The sequence below is a fragment of the Caenimonas sedimenti genome, from assembly GCF_007833165.1.
GTDB lineage: Bacteria > Pseudomonadota > Gammaproteobacteria > Burkholderiales > Burkholderiaceae_C > Ramlibacter > Ramlibacter sedimenti.
Window position 1 is genome coordinate 227,156 of record NZ_VOBQ01000008.1, and the last position, 17,878, is coordinate 245,033.

A 17,878-nucleotide genomic window follows, 5' to 3' on the forward strand; every position below is an offset into this window, starting at 1 on the left:
CTGTTGCGATGCGCCGCGAAGAGACTCGATCCATGCACCCTCCCAAAGCCCTCTGGCTCGGCGACATCCGCCCGGGCATGCGCCTGCCTCTGCCAGGCTTCGAATGCAGCGCCGAACTGGTGGCCGGCTACGCCGACCTGCTGGACGCGCGCCACCCGATCCATGTCGACGCGGCATACGCCAAGACCACGCGCTACGGGCGTCTGATCGCGCACGGGCCGCTTGTCATCGCCAAAGTGCTGGCCGAGTTGAACGGCATCTTCGGCACCGCCTTGCTGGTCATGCTCGACGTCGGCGAGTGGCGGTTCTACGGACCCGTGTTCGTCGGCGACGCGGTCCAGGTCGAGTGCTTCGTGATCGACGTCAGCTCGGCCAAGGGCAGCAGCGCCGGCGCGGTCAGGCTCGAGATCCGTGTGCTCGGCAGCGACGGCGCGCTGGTGCAGCGCGGAACCGCCGGCGTGCTGATCTCACGCGCCCCGGCAAAGGCCTGATCGCCGACCCTTACTCTCCATCACCGCATCAACCTCCATGAGCCAAACCGAACGCCGCGTGCCTCCCAACAACGTCGACCGCGAAGCCTTCCGCGACATGTGCCGCAAGTTCGCCGAACGCGAGATCAAGCCGCGCTGGCAGCAGGCCGACCGCGAGGCGCGCTTCCCGCGCGAGTTCTTCGTGGCCGCGGCCAAGGCCGGCCTGATCGGCCTGCACGCGCCCGAAGCGATGGGCGGCGCCGACCTCGGCGTCACCGAAGAGGCCATCTCGATCGAGGAGCAGGCCAAGGCCAACCCGAACCTGGCGATCATGGCGCTGATCCAGGGCGTGGCGGGCTCGCTGCTGGCCGAGCACGGCCATGCGGTGCATCACGATCTGGTGCGCGCCAACATCGCCGGCGAATGCCTGCTTGCGCTGGCCGTCACCGAGCCCGAAGCGGGCAGCGACGTGCAGAACCTGAAGACCACCGCCACGCGCCAGGGCGACGAGTGGGTGCTCGACGGCATCAAGTCCTTCATCACGCTGGGCGGCGACTGCGACACGATGCTGGTGCTGGCGCGCACCGACCCGACCCAGGGCCGCCACGGCATGCACTTCTTCGCGGTCGACCGCAACACGCCGGGCGTCGAGACTTCGCAGATCAAGACCTACGCCAACCGGCCGCTGCCGACCTACCGCGTGATGTTCAACAATGCACGCGTGCCCGAGTCGCGCCGCCTGACCGCCGGCTTCGGCGCGATCATGGCCGGCTTCAACCGCGAGCGCGTGATGGTCGCGGCGCGCTGGCTCGGCCACATGCAGACTGCGCTGGCCTGGGCACTCGACTACGCCAAGGTGCGCCAGCAGTTCGGCAAGCCGATCGGCGCGAACCAGAGCATCGCCTTCATGCTGGCGCAGGGCCATGTCGACGTCGAAGCCTCGCGCCTGTACACCTACCACGCGGCGCAGCGATGGGACAGTGGCGCGGCGATCAAGGACATCATCCTCGACGTCTCGTCCGCGAAGCTGTTCGTCACGCAGGCCGTGTATCGCGTGACGCAGAACGCGCTGCACATCGGCGGCGGCTGGGGCATCACCGAGGAACTGCCGGTGATGCGCATGGCGCTTGACGCCCTGGTGGCGCCGGTCACCGTGGGGTCGTACGAGATCCAGCTGCGCGTGATCGCCAAACAGCTGGGCCTGCCCTGCGACTGAGCAGACGGCGCGAAGATGAACGTGTCGCTGCCCTTCTCCGCACTGCGCGTGATCGACGCGAGCCAGGGCTACGCCGGGCCTTACTGCGCAATGCTGATGGCCCAGCACGGCGCGCAGGTTACCAAGATCGAGCCTCCCGAAGGCGATTGGATCCGCGGCATGGGCACGCGCCACGGCGAACACACTGCGCTTGACCTCGCCGCCAATCGCGGCAAGCGCAGCATCGCGATCGACATGCACGCCGAACCCGGGCGTGCGCTCGCGCGGCGCCTGGCCGGCGGCTGCGACGTGTTCATCGAGAGCTTCCGGCCTGGCGTCGCCGACAAGCTCGGCCTCGGCTACGCGGCACTCGCTGCCGCGAATCCGAACCTCGTCTACCTGTCGATCAACGGCTTCGGCCCGGACGGCCCGGACGCCGCGCGGCCAGGCACTGACACGATTTTGCAGGCCTTCTCTGGAATGATGGCACTGAACCGCGACGCGGCCGGCAATCCGAGCCGGGTCGGCTTCCTGATCGTCGATGCGCTGTCGGCCCTCTACGCGTTCCAGGCGCTGTCGGTCGCGCTCTATTCACGTTTGGGCGGCGGCGGCGGGCACCATCTCGAGATCAGCCTGATGCAGTCGTGCGCAGCGTTCCTGGCACCGAAAATCATCGAGTCGCGGCTGGAACCGGCGGGCGCACGCTCCCTGAATGCACCGGCCGGGATCTACCGTAGCAGCGACGGCTGGATCGCGCTGGCGTTGAGCAAGGAAGCGCAGTTTCGCTCGCTGGCCGCGGCCATCGGCCGGGAAGACCTGCTCGCCGACGCGCGCTTCGACACCTTCGAAACCCGCGCGCGCCATCTGCCGGCCCTGCTGCCAGCCATCGAGCGGGCCCTGCTCGGCGCCACCACGACCGAATGGCTGCAGCGCTTCGCCGCCGCCGACGTGCTCTGCAGCCGCATCAACGGCATCGCCGACTGGCTGGCCGAACCCCAGGTGCAGGCGATGGGCGCTGTGGCTGAAGCGCTGGCGCCAGTCGGTGCCATTCCGCTGCCGCTGATCCCCGGCGCCTGCAAGCCGCACGGCGACTGGCCGCCGATCGGTGGCGACGGCCAGCAGGTGCTGCGTGCCGCGGGCTTTTCCAAGGACGAGATCGATGCGCTAGTGGCCGCCGGCACGGTACGGCTTTCCACGCAGTCGCCGCCAGCGACATAGCAGGCCACTGAAGACCTACCCACAGGAGTCATTGCGTGAAGACACCCGACCGCTCCCTCGGCCGCGTCGCCGCCATCGTCGGCATGGGCGACGCGTACGCCGACAAGCAGGACGTCAAGGACCCGCTGCAGCTCGCCACCGAGGCGAGCTGGGCCGCGTTCAAGGACGCCGGCATTCGCAAGGACGACATCGACATCCTGCTCACCGGCCGTTCGCCTTGGGCCGACCGGCGGCCGCAGTGGAACAACATCTTCGCCTCGCACATGCAGATGCCGGTGCGCATGACGACCGAGATCACTTTCCACGGTGCCGGCGTCAACGCCATGATCGGCCAGGCTGCGCTGGCGATCGCCGCGGGCGTGGCCGACTACGTGCTGTGCGTGCAGTCGGATGCTGTCGAGCTGTTCATCGACGCCACCGCGGTGGGCGCGGCCACCGACGCGTGCCCGCAGTTCGAGTTTCCCTACGGCCCGACGATTCCGACCATCTACGCGCAGCTCGCCTGCCGCTACATGCACGAGTTCGGCGTCACCGAGGAAGACTTCGCCGAGGTCGCGGTGCAGCGCCAGGAATGGGCGATTCATCACCCAAAGGCGGCCAAGCGCAGGCACGGCCTGATCACCGTCGACGACGTGATGCGCTCGCCCTACATCTCTTCGCCGCTGCGGCGCTGGATGTGCGCCACCTGGGGCCCCGGCGGCACCGCGGGCGCCTTCGTCGTCACCAGCGTCGAACGCGCGAAGCATGCCAGGCGCCCGATCTACATCCACGGCTTCGGCACCTGCACCACGCACGAGTACCTGTGCGAGCGCATCAACCTGCGCAAGAGCCGCATCCCGCTCGGGCCGCTGCCGGCCATCACCACCACCGGCGCCGCCCACGCCGCGCGCGAGGCTTATGCGATGGCCGACATGACACCCGCCGACATGCAGCTCGGCGCCCTCGCCGGCAACTTCTCGCACACCGTGCTCGTGCAGCTCGAAGACCTGGGCTTCGCGCCCAAGGGCCGCGCAATGGATCTGGTGCGCAGCGGGCGCATGCGCCCGGGCGGCGACTTTCCGGTCGATACCAACGGGGGCTGGATGGGCTTCGGCCAACCCGGCATTTCGGTGGCCGCCGACTCGCTGGTCGAGACCGTGCGCCAGTTGCGAGGCGACCCGCTCGGTCTGCTCGCCGGCAACTCGCCCAAGCGCGCGATGGCGTATTCGGCCGGCGGCATGCTGGCTTGCCACAGCGCCGTCATCCTCGGCACCGAAGCCCAGTAGCCGCCGCACCAGGAGCACACATCATGTTGGAACAAGGCGAATTCGCCGACTACACCGAATCTTTCCCGACCCCGCGCGTCACGCAGGACGCGCTGCCCTACTGGGCCGCCGTCAAGGAGGGCCGGCTGCTGTTCCAGCGCTGCCCGGCCTGCCGCGGCGCGATCTTCCCGCCGCGCTCGATCTGCCCGATGTGCGAGGCCGGCGCCACACCGGCGTGGGAAGAGTCCAAGGGCGCGGGCAGCATCTACAGCTTCTCGGTCGTGCATCGGCCGCCCTCGGCCGTGTGGCGCGCACATGCGCCCTACACGATCGGCCTGGTGCGGCTCAACGAGGACTGGTTCCTGTTCACCGAGATCGAAGGCCGGCCCGAGGACATGGCGGTCGACAAGCGGGTGCAGGTGGCCTTCCCCGAACGCGAGGTCGCGCTGCCGGTGTTCCGCCTCGTCGGCGAGGACGCGCCGCGATGAGCGATGCGCGTGCCATGTGGGACGCCGCAGCCGAAGGCATGGCACCCGAGCAGCGGCAGGCACTGCAGTTGAAGGGCGTGCAGGCGCTGCTGGCCTGGGTCAAGGCACGCTCGCCAATGCAGCGCGAGCGCCTCGCGAGGGTCGACCCGGTGGCGGTGCGAAGCTTGGCCGACTTTGCCGCGCTCGTGCCGCTCTGCACCAAGGACGACCTGCGCGCCGCGATGGACCACGCCGGCAGCGCCCTGCCCCACCTGTGCGTGCCGCGCGAGGACATCGTGCTGTCGGGCCCCTCGGCCGGCACCAGCGGACGCCAAACCTACCAGGCCTTCGACGCCCAGGACCTGGATCGCAACGTCGAGCTGGCGGCACGCCTGTTCTGGTGCAGCGGGCTGCGGCCGGGCGATGTGCTGCAGATGCTGGTCACGCCGTTCACGCCGGCGGCGGACATCTTCCGCCTCGGCGCGCAGCGCGCCGGCGCGAAGTGGATCATCCGCGACAACCACGAGCCCGCACAGGTGCCGCGTTATGTCGAGGTCGCTCGCTCGCTCGAGCCAACGTTCCTGCAGGCCGGCGTGGCCACGCTGCGCGCGATGGCCCAGCACGCCGCGGCCACGCCCGACGGCGCAACGCTGCCGTATCGCCGCGCGATTCTGATGGGCGCGGCGCTCGGCCCGGAAGCGCGCGAGCAGTTCCGCCAGACGCTGGGCATCGAGGTCACGACGCTGTCGGGCCAGGGCTCGGACTTCAACCTCTTCAGCGCCGAGTGTCCGGCCCACGACGGCGAGCACTGGCACGGCGAGGACATGACGCTGGTCGAGGTGGTCGACCCGGCCACCGGCGCGCCGGCGCGCGAGGGTGAGGTGGGCGAGATGGTCATCACCGACTTCTACCGCCGTGCCACGCCGCATGTGCGATGGCGGACCGAGGACATGGTGCGCGTACACCCGGGCGTGTGCAGCTGTGGCCGCACGTCGCGCCGCTTCACGCTGCTCGACCGGCTGGCCAACCGCGTGCCGGTGCGTGGCAGCGCTGTCTACCCGTTCCAGGTCGAGACCGCGCTGTCGCGCAGCGAGGACGGCCGCAATCTCGAATTCGCGCTGGTGCGCCACGCGGTCGAGCGGCAGACGCTCGAAGTGCGCCTGCTGCGCCCCGCCACGCTCGGCGGCGACGCCGCGTCCAGCGTGGCACTGCGGCTGCAAGTCCATCTCGACGCCGAGTTGAAGCTGCCGACCCAAGTGTCGTTCCACGACGACCTGCCGCGCGTCGGCTACAAGACGCTGCGCGTGCTTGACGACAGGACGGCGTGATGCCATGAGCCTTGCCACCGAGACCGCCGCCAGACGCGGCTGAACCAGAACCACGATCCGAACGGAGCACGACCCATGGATTTCGAACTGAGTGAAGAACAACGCGCGATCACCGAGACGACACGCCGCTTCGTCGAGAAGGAGATGCCGCGCCAGCAGGTGCTCCAGTGGGTGCGTGACAAGGTCGAGCCGCCGCAGGAGCTGTTCAAGAAGTTGGGCAAGATGGGCTATTACGGCTTCCTGCTGCCCGAGGCCTACAGCGGCCTGGAGAGGCCGGACCCGATGGGCATGCTGGCCTTCGTCGAGCAGTTCGCGCGCGCCTCATCAGCCATCACAACCGCCTGGGGCCGCGTCGCGGTGATCCTGGCACCGATGGTGGCCAAGTTCGGCACCCAAGCGCAGAAGGACATAGTGCTACCCAAGGTGATGGCCGGCGAGATCTTCATGGCGCTGGGCCTCACAGAGCCCGGCTCCGGTAGCGACGCGGCGTCGCTGCGCACCACCGCCGTCAAGCGCGCCGACGGCCACTGGGTCATCAGCGGCGAGAAGCTGTACTGCTCGCAGGCCAAGTCCGCGGGCTTCCTGATCCTGGCCGCGCGCACCGACCCGCACGCCGTCAAACAGGAGGGCATCTCGACCTTCCTGATCCCGAACCCGGGCAGTAACCCGGCGATCGAGCTGACGCGCATCGAGACCATGGGCCTGGGGCCGGTGCCGACCTTCTCGGCCCACTTCCGCGACCTGGTGCTGCCGCCGGACGCGCTGATCGGGCCCGAGAACAAGGGCTGGCAATGTGTGCTCGGCGGGCTCGACAACGAGCGCCTGTACCACGGTGCGATCGGCGTCGGCGCCTCGCAAGCCATCATCGACGAGGTGGTGGTCTACCTGAAGCAGCGCGTGCAGTTCGGCAAGCCGCTCTCCAAGTTGCAGTCGGTGCGGCACAAGATCGTCGACATGCAGCTGCGCACCGACGCCGCGCGGCTGCTGGTCTACCGCGGCGCCAGCGTGCTCGAGAAAACGGGCGCCTGCCACAATGAGGCCTCGTTCGCCAAGGTGGCCGGTGCCGAGTGCTATATGCACTGCGCCTACACCGGGCTGCACCTGCTGGGCGGCTACGGCTACACCGTCGACTCGGGCCTGCCGATGCACTTTCAGGATGCCAAACTGTTCGAGATCGGCGGCGGCGCGATGGAAGTGCAGCGCGACATCATCGCGCGCGGCATGGGGCTGTAGGTGGCTGCGTCGAACGGAAAGCTGGCGAGCCGGGCCGCCGCCGCCGAACTCGCGCGCGGCGCCGCGCGCGTCGCACTCGGTGGCTGGAGCTTCAGTCGCCGGCCGCTCGCCATCGCGATGCACTGGGCCGCGCACGGTCTGCGCTTCGACGAGCTGCTGGTGCTGACCGGCGGCGTCGAGACCGATTTGCTGGCCGCCGCCGGCGTGGCGCAGCGCGTGCGCGGCTTCTACCTCGGCATGGAGGCGCTGGGCATGGGGCCGGGGCTGAAGGCCGGCTGCGACGTGATCGAGGAGACCGAGACCTCGCTGATGCTGGGCTTGAACGCGGCGGTCGAGGGCGCGTCCTTCCTGCCACTGGCGGCGCGCCATGGCGAGGCGCTGGCACACGTGCGGCCCGATCTGCGCCGGGTGCGCTGCCCCTACACCGACGAGGAGCAACTCGCGATCCCGCCCTTGCCCATCACCGTCGCCTACGTACACGCCTGGCGCGCCGACCGCCGGGGCAATGCGGTATTCGGTGGCCACCGGGCGGCCGACCGGCTGCTGGCGCTGGCAGCGCAGCGAACCGTCGTGACCTGCGAAGAACTGGTCGATGACATCACGGCCGGTGGCGTCGAAGCCGACCTCACCGAGCCCCTGGTCAGCATGGTCGTACATGCGCCCGGAGGCGCCAAGCCCGGCGGCTGCCTGCCCGACTACGAGGCCGACTGGCCGGCACTGCTGGACTACACGGCGCTCGAGCGCGACGCCGTCGCCGGCTGGGCCCGTGCCCGGCTCGAAGGAGGGGCACGATGAACGTCAACGTCAACGTCAACGTCAATGACACCCGCAGCGACGCACCCGCCGCGCCAGCCGACGTGGCCGAGATGATGGTCTGCACGATGAGCGACTGGCTGCTGCGCGCCGAGGTCATTCAGCTTGGCCTGGCTTCGGCGCTGAACCAGGTCGCCGCGCTGCTGGCGCAGACGCGCACCAATGGCCAGGGCCCCGCGCTCGAAGACCCGGCGGCGCTGACGCTGACCCGCGCCCAACGACCCGCTTTCCTGAGCCGCAGCGAACGCGCCGCGCAGATCGGCGCGCTGCGGCGCTACGAGGCGCCCGAATGGATCGGCCAGATGATGCCTCGTCTAGCGGGACGCGTGCGCCAGTTCGTGCGCCCGCTGCAGATCGATGCCAAAGGACGCATCAACAGCCTGCGCGTCGCCGACCAGCAAGGGCGCCTGCGCCGCTTCGCCGGCCTGGCGGGACTGGCTGAACTGGCCGAGATCGCGCAGCCCTTTCTCGTCTACCTGCCGCAGCAGGACAGCCGCTGCTTCGTCGACGCGGTCGACTTCGTCGTCGCCGACCCGATCGCCGCGCACCCGCCGGGGGCAGGCCATGCCGTGATGGTCACCAATCTCGCGGTGTTCGAGTTCACGTCGGCCGGCGCGCGCGCCCTCAGCCGCCACCCCGGAGTGACGCACGAGCAGCTGCGCGAGCGCACGCCGGCTGGCGTGGCGGTGGGCAGCGTGCCGTACACGGCCAAACCGGACGCCGCACTGCTGCAGCGGCTGCGCACGCAGATCGACCCGCACCGCGTGCGCGACATCGAGTTCGCCAGCGGCCCGGCGCGACGCGACGCGCTGCTGCGCCTGTATGCGCAGGAGGCGGCGATGCCGTTGCGCTGACCCGCTTCAGTTGGCGGGCGGTTTCGGCAGCATCGCGAAAGCCTCCAGCACCGCCGCGATGCCGGCCCGCTCGGGCTCGCGGCAGAACGTCTCCACTCGGTCGTAAGCCGCCGTCGGCACACCGGTCTCGGCGCCGATGCGCCGAACCAGCTTCGAGTCGGTGTCCCAGTCGTAGGAGAAGTCGGCAACCGTCATGCGCTGGTCCTGCACCAGCCGCGCACCGGCGGCGGTCTCAGCCTCGATCACGCAAGACAGCACTGGCACCGAGTCGTCGGTGACCAGGTCGATGCGATCAGTGAGCGCGTTCACGTCGGCATCGTCGTAGGTCGTCATCGCGGCCATGCTGGGCGTGCCGCGCAGCAGCGTCAGCGCGATGCAGAACGGGATGCTCATCAACGTGCCCGAGATCGAGTCGAACGGGCCCTTGGCGTCCATGCCGGCGTAGCCGGTCTCGAACGGATTCATGCGCACGCGCACCTGCTTCAGGGCTCGCCCTTCCAGCCTGTCGCGCAGGACCAGCGCACCGGTCACCGGTGTCTGGTTGAAGGCGCATACCGGGAATGGCTTGAAGGTGACACGCTGCACCGACCATTCCTTCCCCAGCCGTGCCAGCAAGGCGGGCACATCGCAATCGCTGCGAGCGAATGCCTTGACGAAGCCCGAACGACCTTCGAAAGCGCTCGGTGCCGAGCGCGAACCTGCGCGCGCGAGTTCGGTCGCGACCAGCCCGTTGCGTGCGGCGACGCCGACCTGGTAGCGCCATTCGTCGGTGCCGTCGGCGAACGACTGCAGCATGCCGCCGGTGAACGAGGCCGCGTTCGCCAGCGCCGCCGCACTGCGCCCGGCGTCGAGGCCGAGCAGGTGCGCGCTGGCAGCGGCCGCGGCCAGCGTGCCGTAGAGCGGCGACGCGCGCAGCCCGGCGGGCGTCGTCTTCGGCCCGTAGGCCGATTCGAGCAAGCCGCCCACCTCGTAGCCGGCAATCAGCGCCGGCAGCATGCGCGCCACCGGTAGGCCGCGTGCCTCGACCAGCGCAGTCAGCAGCGGAATCATGATCGTGCCGAAGTGCCCGGCTCCGCAGGTGTCTTCCTGGGCACGGCCGTGAAACAGCGCCGAGTTGGCCAGCGCGGCGCCATCGACCGAGGTCTTTCGCCCGTCGCCAAGCAAAGTGGCGCCGCCGCTGCGCTCGCCGTCGAGCGCCAGCGCCGCCCGCCGCGCCACCGGGGCGAACGACGTGGCGTGCCCGCCGAGCGCGATGCCATAGCCGTTGAGTAGGCAGGTGCGGGCCTTTTCGACGACGGGTGGCGGAACCTGCGTCAGATCGAGGTCGGCGACAAAGCAGCCGAGGCGTTGTGCGAGTGTCGTGAAAGTCTCCTCAATCTGCTGCCGGACAGTCAGACCGTCTCCGCGCCGGGACGGCTCGCCGACCGGGTCTTGCGATCCATTTGGCGACAAGTGCCCGGCATGCGGTGCGCTGAGTCCCCAGCGCACTCTAGGCGGCCCAGGCTGGTGCACCAGAGGATATACGTCCATTGACATTCAGCCGAACGCTTGTTAGAAACGCGTTGTTCGACGAATCGTGATCGCCGTGAAGTGAGCTCGCCAAATTCGCAGAATATGTAGAAGAAATGGCTCGATTCGCGAGTCACCGGAGCCCATCATGCGCGACAAATCGCCTAACATTAGGCAGGTTACCAAAATACAGGAGACAGCGACGTGAAGTCTGCCAACGAGGCCATTCCGGTCCTTGAGTGCCAGGGCATCGAGCGCCGCTTCGGTGGCCTGGTGGCAGTGACCGGTGTGGACTTGCGCATCGACCGCGGCGAGATTTTCGGCCTGGTCGGCCCCAACGGCAGCGGCAAGACAACGCTTGTCAATGCCGTGACCGGGTTCTACCCGCCGCAGAAGGGCCGCATCCTGCTGAACGGCACAGAAATCACCGGCATGAAGCCGCACAAGGTGGCACGGCAGCATGTCGCGCGTACCTTCCAGAACCTGGCGCTGTTCAATGGAATGTCGGCGCTCGAGAACATCCTGCTCGGCCGCCATGTGCACCTGAACCCCGGCGTCATCAAGACGGCGCTGTACTGGTGGCTGAGCCAGCCCGAGGAAATCTCGCACCGCCGGCTGTGCGAGGAGACGATCGAGTTCCTGCAACTTCAGGGCGTGCGGGACGAGCCAGTGGAAACACTGCCCATCGGCCTGAAGAAACGGGTGGAACTGGCCCGCGCGCTGGTCGCCGAGCCGACGTTCCTGATCCTGGACGAACCGATGGCGGGCATGAACCAGGAGGAGAAGGAGTACATGGCGCGCTTCATCCTCGACGCGCGCGACGAACGCGGCATCACGGTGCTGCTGATCGAACACCACATGGATGTCGTGATCGGCATCTGCGACCGCATCATGGCCCTGAATTACGGCGAAGTCATCGGGACCGGTCTGCCGCGCGACGTGGTCGCCAACCCGCGCGTCATCGAAGCCTATCTCGGAAAGGCGCAGCAGCATGCAGCGTGAAGACCTCGCCCTCGCCGCGGCCGCAGCGCAGCAGTGGGACCTGAACCCGCAGACCACCTTGACCCGGCTGCTGGCCATCAACGCCGGCAGCCATGGGCGCCACGTCGCCATGCGCGAGAAGGCGCTCGGCATCTGGCAGGAATTCACCTGGGAGCAAGTGCTTGACGAGGTCCTGGCCATCGCGGCCGGTCTCGAGCAACTGGGTTTTGCCGCCGGAGACTCGATGCTGGTGCTGGGGGACAACCGCGTTCGCCTGTACCTCGGCATGCTGGCCGCCGGCGCGCTCAAGGGCTATGCGATGCCGGTCTATCCCGACGCCACGCCCGAGGAGGTGCTCCATTTCGCCAGCGAGGCGCAGGCGCGTTTCGCGCTGGCCGAGGACCAGGAGCAGGTCGACAAGCTGCTGGAACTTCGCGAGAACGCGCCGTCGCTGCGGCACATCGTTTACGACGACCCGCGCGGCCTGAACCATTACAAGGTCGATGGGCTGGCTTCATGGGAGCAGCTGCGCGACGCTGGCGCCGCCCGCCTGCGCAACGAACCGAATCTGCGCGACGCCCTGATCAACCGGGCGGTACCCGAGGGCCCGGCGGTGTTCGTGCACTCGTCGGGCACCACCGGCAAGCCCAAGGGCGTGGTGCTGCAGCAGCGCAACGTGCTCGCTGGCGTGCGCAACGCCTACCAGGGCAAGGTCTTCGGCTGGGGCGAGCACATCCTGGCCTACCTGCCCATGGCCTGGATCGGTGACTTCGCCGTCACCATGGCCGCGGGCATCGCGCTGCGCTTCACCGTGAACATTCCGGAACGGTCGGAAACCGTGCTGCGCAACCTGCGCGAGATCGCGCCCACGCTCTATCTGGCCGCCCCGCGCAGCTGGGACAACATGCTGACTTCGATCCGGGTCCGCATGGAGGACTCCACGCCGCTGAAGAAGCGCATCTTCGACCACTTCATCGACGTCGGTGTCGCCGTCGAACGGCTGAAGCTCGATGGCAAGGCCCCGACAGCGATGCAGCGCGTGCAGTGCCGGCTGGGCGAGATCCTGGTGTTCGGGCCGCTGAAGGACCAGTTCGGGTTGAACCGCATGCGCGTGGCACTGACCGGCGGCGAGGCGATGGGGGAGGACACCTTCCTCTTCTACCGGGCACTGGGCATCAACCTGCGCCAGCTCTACGGGCAGACCGAGAGCAGCGCGTTCAACGCAGTGCAGGCCGCCGACGAAGTGCGCCTGCACACAGTCGGCCGGCCGCTGCCGGGCGTGGAGGCGAAAATCGCCGACGACGGCGAGATCTTGCTGCGCTCGGAGAGCGTCTTCAGCGGCTACTTCCAGAACGAGGAAGCGACGCGCAAGACCCTCATCGACGGGTGGCTGCAGAGCGGAGACGCAGGCTATGTCGAACCCAACGGCCACCTGGTCGTGCTTGGCCGGGTGTCCGAAGTCGTGCACACCGCCAAGGGCGAGCGTTACATTCCGAACTACATCGAGAACCGGCTCAAGTTCAGCCCGTACATCAAGGACGTCGCTGTGCTCGGTACCGGGCGCGACTTCCTCTGCGCGATGGTGTGTATCGATGGCGACGCCGTCGGTCACTGGGCCGAGGTGCGCGGCATCCCCTACATCTCGTACGCCGACCTGTCGCAGAAGACCGAGGTGTGCGAGCTGGTGGCCGGTGCGATCCGGCGCCTGAACGAGGCTCTGCCCGAGGGGCTGCGCATCCGGCGCTTCGTCGACTTGCACAAGGAGTTCGACCCCGACGACGGCGAGATCACGCGCACGCGCAAGCTGCGCCGCAACGTCATCGAAGAGCGCTACGCGTCCGTCATCCAGGCGCTCTATGCCGGTGACGACTCGATCGTCATGAAGGCGCAGATCACCTACGACACCGGTGACACCGGCGTGATCGAACGCAACCTGGTGCTGAGGAATCTTTGATTATGGACTTGTCACTGTTTCTCGAACTGGCCATCAACGGTGCCCTTTCGGGTCTGATGTATTCACTCGTCGCACTGGGTATTGTGCTCATCTACAAGTCGTCTTCGGTGCCGAACCTGGCCCAAGGGGCGCTGGCCATGCTCGGCGCCTTCGTGACGCTGGCCGTCTTTGAAGTGTTGAAGGCGCCGATGTGGGTGGCCTTGCCGGTCGCGATGGTGCTGATGTTCCTGATCGGCATGGGCATCGAGCGCGTGGCGCTGCGCCGGCTTGCAGGCAGGCCACTGGTGATGATCCTGATGATGACGCTGGCGCTCGACATCTTCGTTCGGGCATCAGCACTCGTCGCCTGGGGCGGCACCAACCGGGTACTGCCATTGCCGATCTCCTCGGACCCGCTTTTCCTTGGCTCCGTGCTGATCAATCGCAGCTACGTGGCCGGCGGCGTCACGGCTCTGCTGCTATTCGGCTTCTTCGTGCTGTTCTTCCGCACCCGCATGGGCATCGTGCTGCGAGCGATTTCCGACGACTACACGGCGTCGTGGTCAGTCGGCATTTCGGTCGAACGCGGCGTCGCGCTGTCTTGGGCAATGTCAGCCGCCGTGGCCACCTTGGCCGGTGCGTTGTGGGGATCGATCCAGGGGGTGGACCAGTCGCTGTCGCAACTGCTGCTGATGGGTGTCGCAGTGGCCGTGCTGGGTGGCCTGGACAGCATCGGTGGCGCCATTGTCGCCGGCCTGCTGCTGGGCATGTTCCAGGGCGTGGCCTCGGGCTACCTCGACCGCCTGGTCGGCGGCGGCAGCCGCGAACTTGTGGTCGCCGCGACGCTGGTGCTGACCATCCTGATCCGCCCGCATGGCCTGTTCGGCCGCGAAGATATCCAGAGGATCTGAATCCATGTTTTACCGTCAGGCAGGCATCCACCACACCACCTACCGTGGTGACCGGCAGCTGTTCCCCATTCCCTTCGAACGCTGGCAACTCGCCGCCCTGCTAGCACTGGCCCTCGCGGCGCCGATACTGCTGAGTTCGTTGTATATGAAGAGCTATGTATTGCCGTGGCTCATCTGGACAGCTGCGGCGCTGGGACTCAATCTCATCCTCGGCTGGGCCGGGCAGTTCCACTTCGGGTACGCCGCCATCATGGGCATCGGCGCGTACACCGCTGTCCATGCCACACGCAACGGCATTCCCTTCGAGATCGCCATTGTGCTGGCGGGAGCGGTCGCCACGCTCATCGGCTGCGCCTTCGCGATCACGGCACTGCGCGTTCGCGGCCTGTACCTGGCGCTCAGCACGCTGGCCTTGCAGTTCGTGATGGATTGGGTGATCAACAAGGTTCCGGCGGTCAGCGGCGGCACTCAGGCCACGATCCAGGCGCCGCCGCTGCGCCTGCTGGGCATCGAGGTCAAGTCCGACGCCGGCCTGTACTATGTCGTGCTGGTCTGGTGCGTACTCGTCACCATCTTCATGCTCAACCTGCGCCGCACCGGTCTTGGACGCGCCCTGGTGGCGGTGCGCGAGAAGGACTTCGCTGCCGCAGTCATCGGCGTCAACAGCTTCTACTACAAGCTGGTGGCGTTTGCGATGTCCTCATTTATCGGTGGCATCAGCGGCGCCATTCTGATCTTTACCTTCTACCACGCCGTCACGCCGGAACAGTTCGCCGTGAACGTCTCGATCCAGGTGCTGGCCATGGTGATCGTGGGCGGCCTGGGCAGCGTGATCGGCTGCTACTTCGGCGTCGCGTTCATCTTGCTGCTGCCAGGCATCGTGGCCAATCTGATCTTCGCAGGCGCCCAGGCGATGAACCTGAAGATCGGCATCGAGTTGCTGGCCCACATCCCGAGCTTCCTCTACGGGATTCTGATCATCGGGTTTCTACTATTCGAACCTCTCGGTCTGGCCAAGATCTATACGAACATGCGCAATTACCTCATTTTCTGGCCGTTCGGCTACGCCCGCAAATAGCGCCTCGCACACCATCCATCCCCAACCACCCCACAGGAGCAGACCACCATGTACCGGAAACTCAAGCTGATGCTCGGCACGGCCGCCGTGCTGTTAGGAGCCGTGCCCGCGCACGCCGAAACCCTCCGCTTCGCGCTGTGCTACGACCTGACCAAGGCCTACACCTTCATCACGCCGCAGGTCGTGCAGGCGGTGCGTGACTATGCGGAGGTGCTCAACCTGAAGGGTGGCATCGAGGGAAACCCGATCGAGATCATCGTCCAGGACCATGGCAACGAGCCGCAGCGCGGGATCGAGTGCTATGAGAAGGTGAAGGACCAGGCGCTGACTGTCGATTTCCTGTCCACGCCGGTGTCGCGAGCCGCGTTGCCGCGCGCGATGAAGGATGGCAAGGTGATGGTCCAGGCGCTCGCAGGCCGTGGCGATACGGTGGATGGCGAAGTGTTCAAGTGGGTCTTTCCGCTCGGCCCCACCTATTGGGGCCAGGCCGCCAACATCGTCAGCCACTTCAAGAAGCAGTCCGGCGGCAACCTCAAGGGCAAGAAAATCGCCTTCCTGTACATCGACTACCCGTTCGGGCAAGAGCCGATTCCGGTGATGCAGGAACTGCAGAAGCGCGAGGGCTTCGAGCTCCAGCTGTTCCCGTACCCGCTGCCGGGCAGCGACCAGTCGTCTGCCTGGTCGCAGATGCGCCGTTTCCAGCCGGACCTGATCGTGCACTGGGCGTTCTCGGCCATGCACGTGGTCGCGTCGAAGGAGGCCAAGCGCAACGGCATTTCGCTGGACAAGATGATCACCGTGAACTGGTTCAACGAAACAGACCTGACCAACATCGGGCACGATGCCGCGAAGGGCATCCGCCGGTCGACCACGGTGACCAGCGGCATCGACAACCCCATCATGAAGGACATCATTCGTGAGCTGTACGACAAGGGCAAGGGCAACGGCGACCGCAAGTTCCTCTCCGACATCTACTATTCGACGGGGCTGGCCATCTACGCGCCCATCTTCGAGGCCGCGCGACTGGCGGTAAAGAGCGAGAAGACCCCGATGACCGCGGAGAAGATGCGCAAGGGTCTGGAGAGCGTGCGCGGCTATGACGCCAGCGGCCTGTTGCCGGCGCTCACAGTCAGCGCCAAGGACCACGGCGGGGGCGGCAAGACACGGATCGAATTGTGGGACGGCTCGAAGTGGATCCCACAGGGGGACTGGATTGCCGACTACAACGATCTGGTCTGGGCCACGGTGAAGCAGCACTCGGCGGATTTCGCCAAATCAACCGGGAAGTGATAGCCCTCGTCCCCACACCGGCCTGCGGCCGGTGTGGGGCACAACCGAACAGGAGAACCTCACATGCAATCCACTCTGAAGCGAATGCTGGTGGCAGCCGCCTTGCTGGTCTCGAGCCAGGTCGCGCTGGCCGCGGATCCGATCAAGTTCGGTTTGTGCTACGACCTGACGAAGATCTATGTCGCCGCTGTCCCACAATTGGCGCAAGCCGTCAAGGACTACGCGGACCTGCTCAACGCACGCGGTGGCCTCGAAGGACACCCGATCGAAGTCTCGGTTCAAGACCATGGCAACGAACCGCAACGTGGAATCGACTGCTACGAGCGGCTGAAGCGTGAAGGGACGATGGTCTTCGATTTCTTCTCGACACCAGTCTCCCGCGCCGTGCTGCCGCGCATCATGCAGGATGGGAACATCCTGGTCCAACCCCTGGTGGGCCGGGGTGACGCCGTCGACGGCGAAGTCTTCAAGCAGGTGTTTCCGCTGGCTCCCACCTACTGGGGCCAGGCGGCGAACATCATCAGCTACTTCAAGAAGCAAGGTGGGGGCAGCTTGAAGGGCAAGAAAGTGGCCTTCCTGTACCTCGACACGCCCTTCGGCCGCGAGCCCATGCCGGTGTTCGAGGCTCTGAAGCGGCTCGAGAGCTACGAATTCCAGTCCTTCCCATTTCCTGTGCCGGGCAATGACCAGAGCGCGGCGTTCGCGCAGATTCGGCGCTTCCAGCCCGACTGGCTGATCCTGTGGTCCTTCTCGCCGCTGAATCCGATCACCTTCCGCGAGATGCAGCGCAATGGCATTCCGATCGACAAACTGGTCACCGTGAACTGGATCAACGAGGTCGACATCAACAATTTTGGTGCGGCCGCCGCGAAGGGACTCAAGCGCTCGACCGTCGTCGTCGGCGGAGCTGAGCATCCTTTGGTGAAGGACATCCTGCGCGAGCTCTATGACAAGGGCAAGGGCAATGGCGACCGCAAACTCGTCGCCGATTCCTATTACAACACGGGTCTGGCCGTGTACTCGTCTGTGTTCGAAGGCGTGCGCATCGCCGTCAAGACACAGGGGTGGCCGCTGACGCCGGAGAAGATCCGGCAAGGGATGTATGGCATCAAGAATTTTGATGCCAAGGGCTTCATGGCCCCGATCACCATCACTCCCAAGGACCACGGCGGTGGCGGCAAGACCCGCATCGACATGTGGGACGGCAGCAAGTGGGTGGCGCAGACCGACTGGTTCGCCGATTACACGGGCCTGGTCAACACGCTCGTCAAGGCCAACTCGGCCGATTTCGCCAAGGCAGCAAAGTAGGTTCGCGGCTTGACGGCCACTCCGCCGAGATCGCCAAATCTGGAAG

At 66.9% G+C, this 17,878-nt stretch carries 16 protein-coding genes; 15 read left to right on the forward strand and 1 reads right to left on the reverse strand.

What is annotated here, in order from left to right:
• The first annotated feature begins 32 nt into the window (after window positions 1-32).
• From FN976_RS10700 to FN976_RS10740, 9 genes are all read left to right on the forward strand, one after another.
• The gene (locus FN976_RS10700) at window positions 33-491 is read left to right on the forward strand and encodes a MaoC family dehydratase (protein ID WP_186510819.1); all 459 of its coding nucleotides are present in this window, start codon (window positions 33-35) and stop codon (window positions 489-491) included.
• Window positions 492-528: 37 nt separating this feature from the next.
• On the forward strand, window positions 529-1,686 hold the full coding sequence (locus FN976_RS10705) for an acyl-CoA dehydrogenase family protein (protein WP_145892996.1): 1,158 nt from the start codon (window positions 529-531) through the stop codon (window positions 1,684-1,686).
• A gap of 15 nt (window positions 1,687-1,701) precedes the next feature.
• Entirely contained in the window at window positions 1,702-2,883 is a 1,182-nt protein-coding gene (locus FN976_RS10710; RefSeq protein ID WP_145892997.1) for a CaiB/BaiF CoA transferase family protein, read from the forward strand.
• A 35-nt stretch (window positions 2,884-2,918) separates the two neighbouring features.
• Window positions 2,919-4,148 (forward strand): thiolase family protein, encoded by a 1,230-nt coding sequence (locus FN976_RS10715; protein ID WP_255440297.1) that lies wholly within the window; start codon window positions 2,919-2,921, stop codon window positions 4,146-4,148.
• Between the two features lie 23 nt (window positions 4,149-4,171).
• Window positions 4,172-4,615, forward strand: coding sequence for a Zn-ribbon domain-containing OB-fold protein (locus FN976_RS10720; protein WP_145892998.1), 444 nt, complete (start codon window positions 4,172-4,174; stop codon window positions 4,613-4,615).
• Window positions 4,612-5,922 (forward strand): phenylacetate--CoA ligase family protein, encoded by a 1,311-nt coding sequence (locus FN976_RS10725; RefSeq protein WP_145892999.1) that lies wholly within the window; start codon window positions 4,612-4,614, stop codon window positions 5,920-5,922. The genes FN976_RS10720 and FN976_RS10725 overlap by 4 nt, the downstream gene beginning before the upstream one ends.
• Window positions 5,923-5,997: 75 nt before the next feature.
• Entirely contained in the window at window positions 5,998-7,155 is a 1,158-nt protein-coding gene (locus tag FN976_RS10730; protein WP_145893000.1) for an acyl-CoA dehydrogenase family protein, read from the forward strand.
• The gene (locus tag FN976_RS10735) at window positions 7,156-7,950 is read left to right on the forward strand and encodes a CoA-transferase (protein ID WP_145893001.1); all 795 of its coding nucleotides are present in this window, start codon (window positions 7,156-7,158) and stop codon (window positions 7,948-7,950) included.
• Window positions 7,947-8,822 carry a hypothetical protein gene (locus FN976_RS10740; protein WP_145893002.1) on the forward strand — a complete coding sequence of 292 codons (876 nt, stop codon included), beginning with the start codon at window positions 7,947-7,949 and terminating at the stop codon, window positions 8,820-8,822. Before FN976_RS10735 ends, FN976_RS10740 begins: the two co-directional genes overlap by 4 nt.
• A 6-nt stretch (window positions 8,823-8,828) precedes the next feature.
• Here FN976_RS10740 and FN976_RS10745 read toward each other — a convergent pair whose 3' ends face one another.
• The gene (locus FN976_RS10745; protein WP_255440298.1) at window positions 8,829-10,274 is read right to left on the reverse strand and encodes an MmgE/PrpD family protein; all 1,446 of its coding nucleotides are present in this window, start codon (window positions 10,272-10,274) and stop codon (window positions 8,829-8,831) included.
• Window positions 10,275-10,535: 261 nt separating this feature from the next.
• Between FN976_RS10745 and FN976_RS10750 the strand changes: the two genes are divergently transcribed.
• The 6 genes from FN976_RS10750 (at window position 10,536) to FN976_RS10775 (ending at window position 17,832) form a co-directional block, all read left to right on the forward strand.
• Window positions 10,536-11,333 carry an ABC transporter ATP-binding protein gene (locus FN976_RS10750; protein ID WP_145893004.1) on the forward strand — a complete coding sequence of 266 codons (798 nt, stop codon included), beginning with the start codon at window positions 10,536-10,538 and terminating at the stop codon, window positions 11,331-11,333.
• On the forward strand, window positions 11,323-13,266 hold the full coding sequence (locus tag FN976_RS10755) for an AMP-dependent synthetase/ligase (RefSeq protein ID WP_145893005.1): 1,944 nt from the start codon (window positions 11,323-11,325) through the stop codon (window positions 13,264-13,266). Before FN976_RS10750 ends, FN976_RS10755 begins: the two co-directional genes overlap by 11 nt.
• A 2-nt stretch (window positions 13,267-13,268) precedes the next feature.
• Window positions 13,269-14,156, forward strand: a complete 888-nt coding sequence (locus FN976_RS10760) for a branched-chain amino acid ABC transporter permease (RefSeq protein ID WP_145893006.1) — start codon at window positions 13,269-13,271, stop codon at window positions 14,154-14,156.
• A gap of 4 nt (window positions 14,157-14,160) precedes the next feature.
• Window positions 14,161-15,234 carry a branched-chain amino acid ABC transporter permease gene (locus FN976_RS10765; RefSeq protein WP_145893007.1) on the forward strand — a complete coding sequence of 358 codons (1,074 nt, stop codon included), beginning with the start codon at window positions 14,161-14,163 and terminating at the stop codon, window positions 15,232-15,234.
• A gap of 48 nt (window positions 15,235-15,282) precedes the next feature.
• Entirely contained in the window at window positions 15,283-16,524 is a 1,242-nt protein-coding gene (locus FN976_RS10770) for an ABC transporter substrate-binding protein (RefSeq protein WP_145893008.1), read from the forward strand.
• Window positions 16,525-16,587: 63 nt separating this feature from the next.
• Window positions 16,588-17,832 carry an ABC transporter substrate-binding protein gene (locus FN976_RS10775; RefSeq protein ID WP_145893009.1) on the forward strand — a complete coding sequence of 415 codons (1,245 nt, stop codon included), beginning with the start codon at window positions 16,588-16,590 and terminating at the stop codon, window positions 17,830-17,832.
• The last annotated feature ends 46 nt before the right edge of the window (window positions 17,833-17,878 follow it).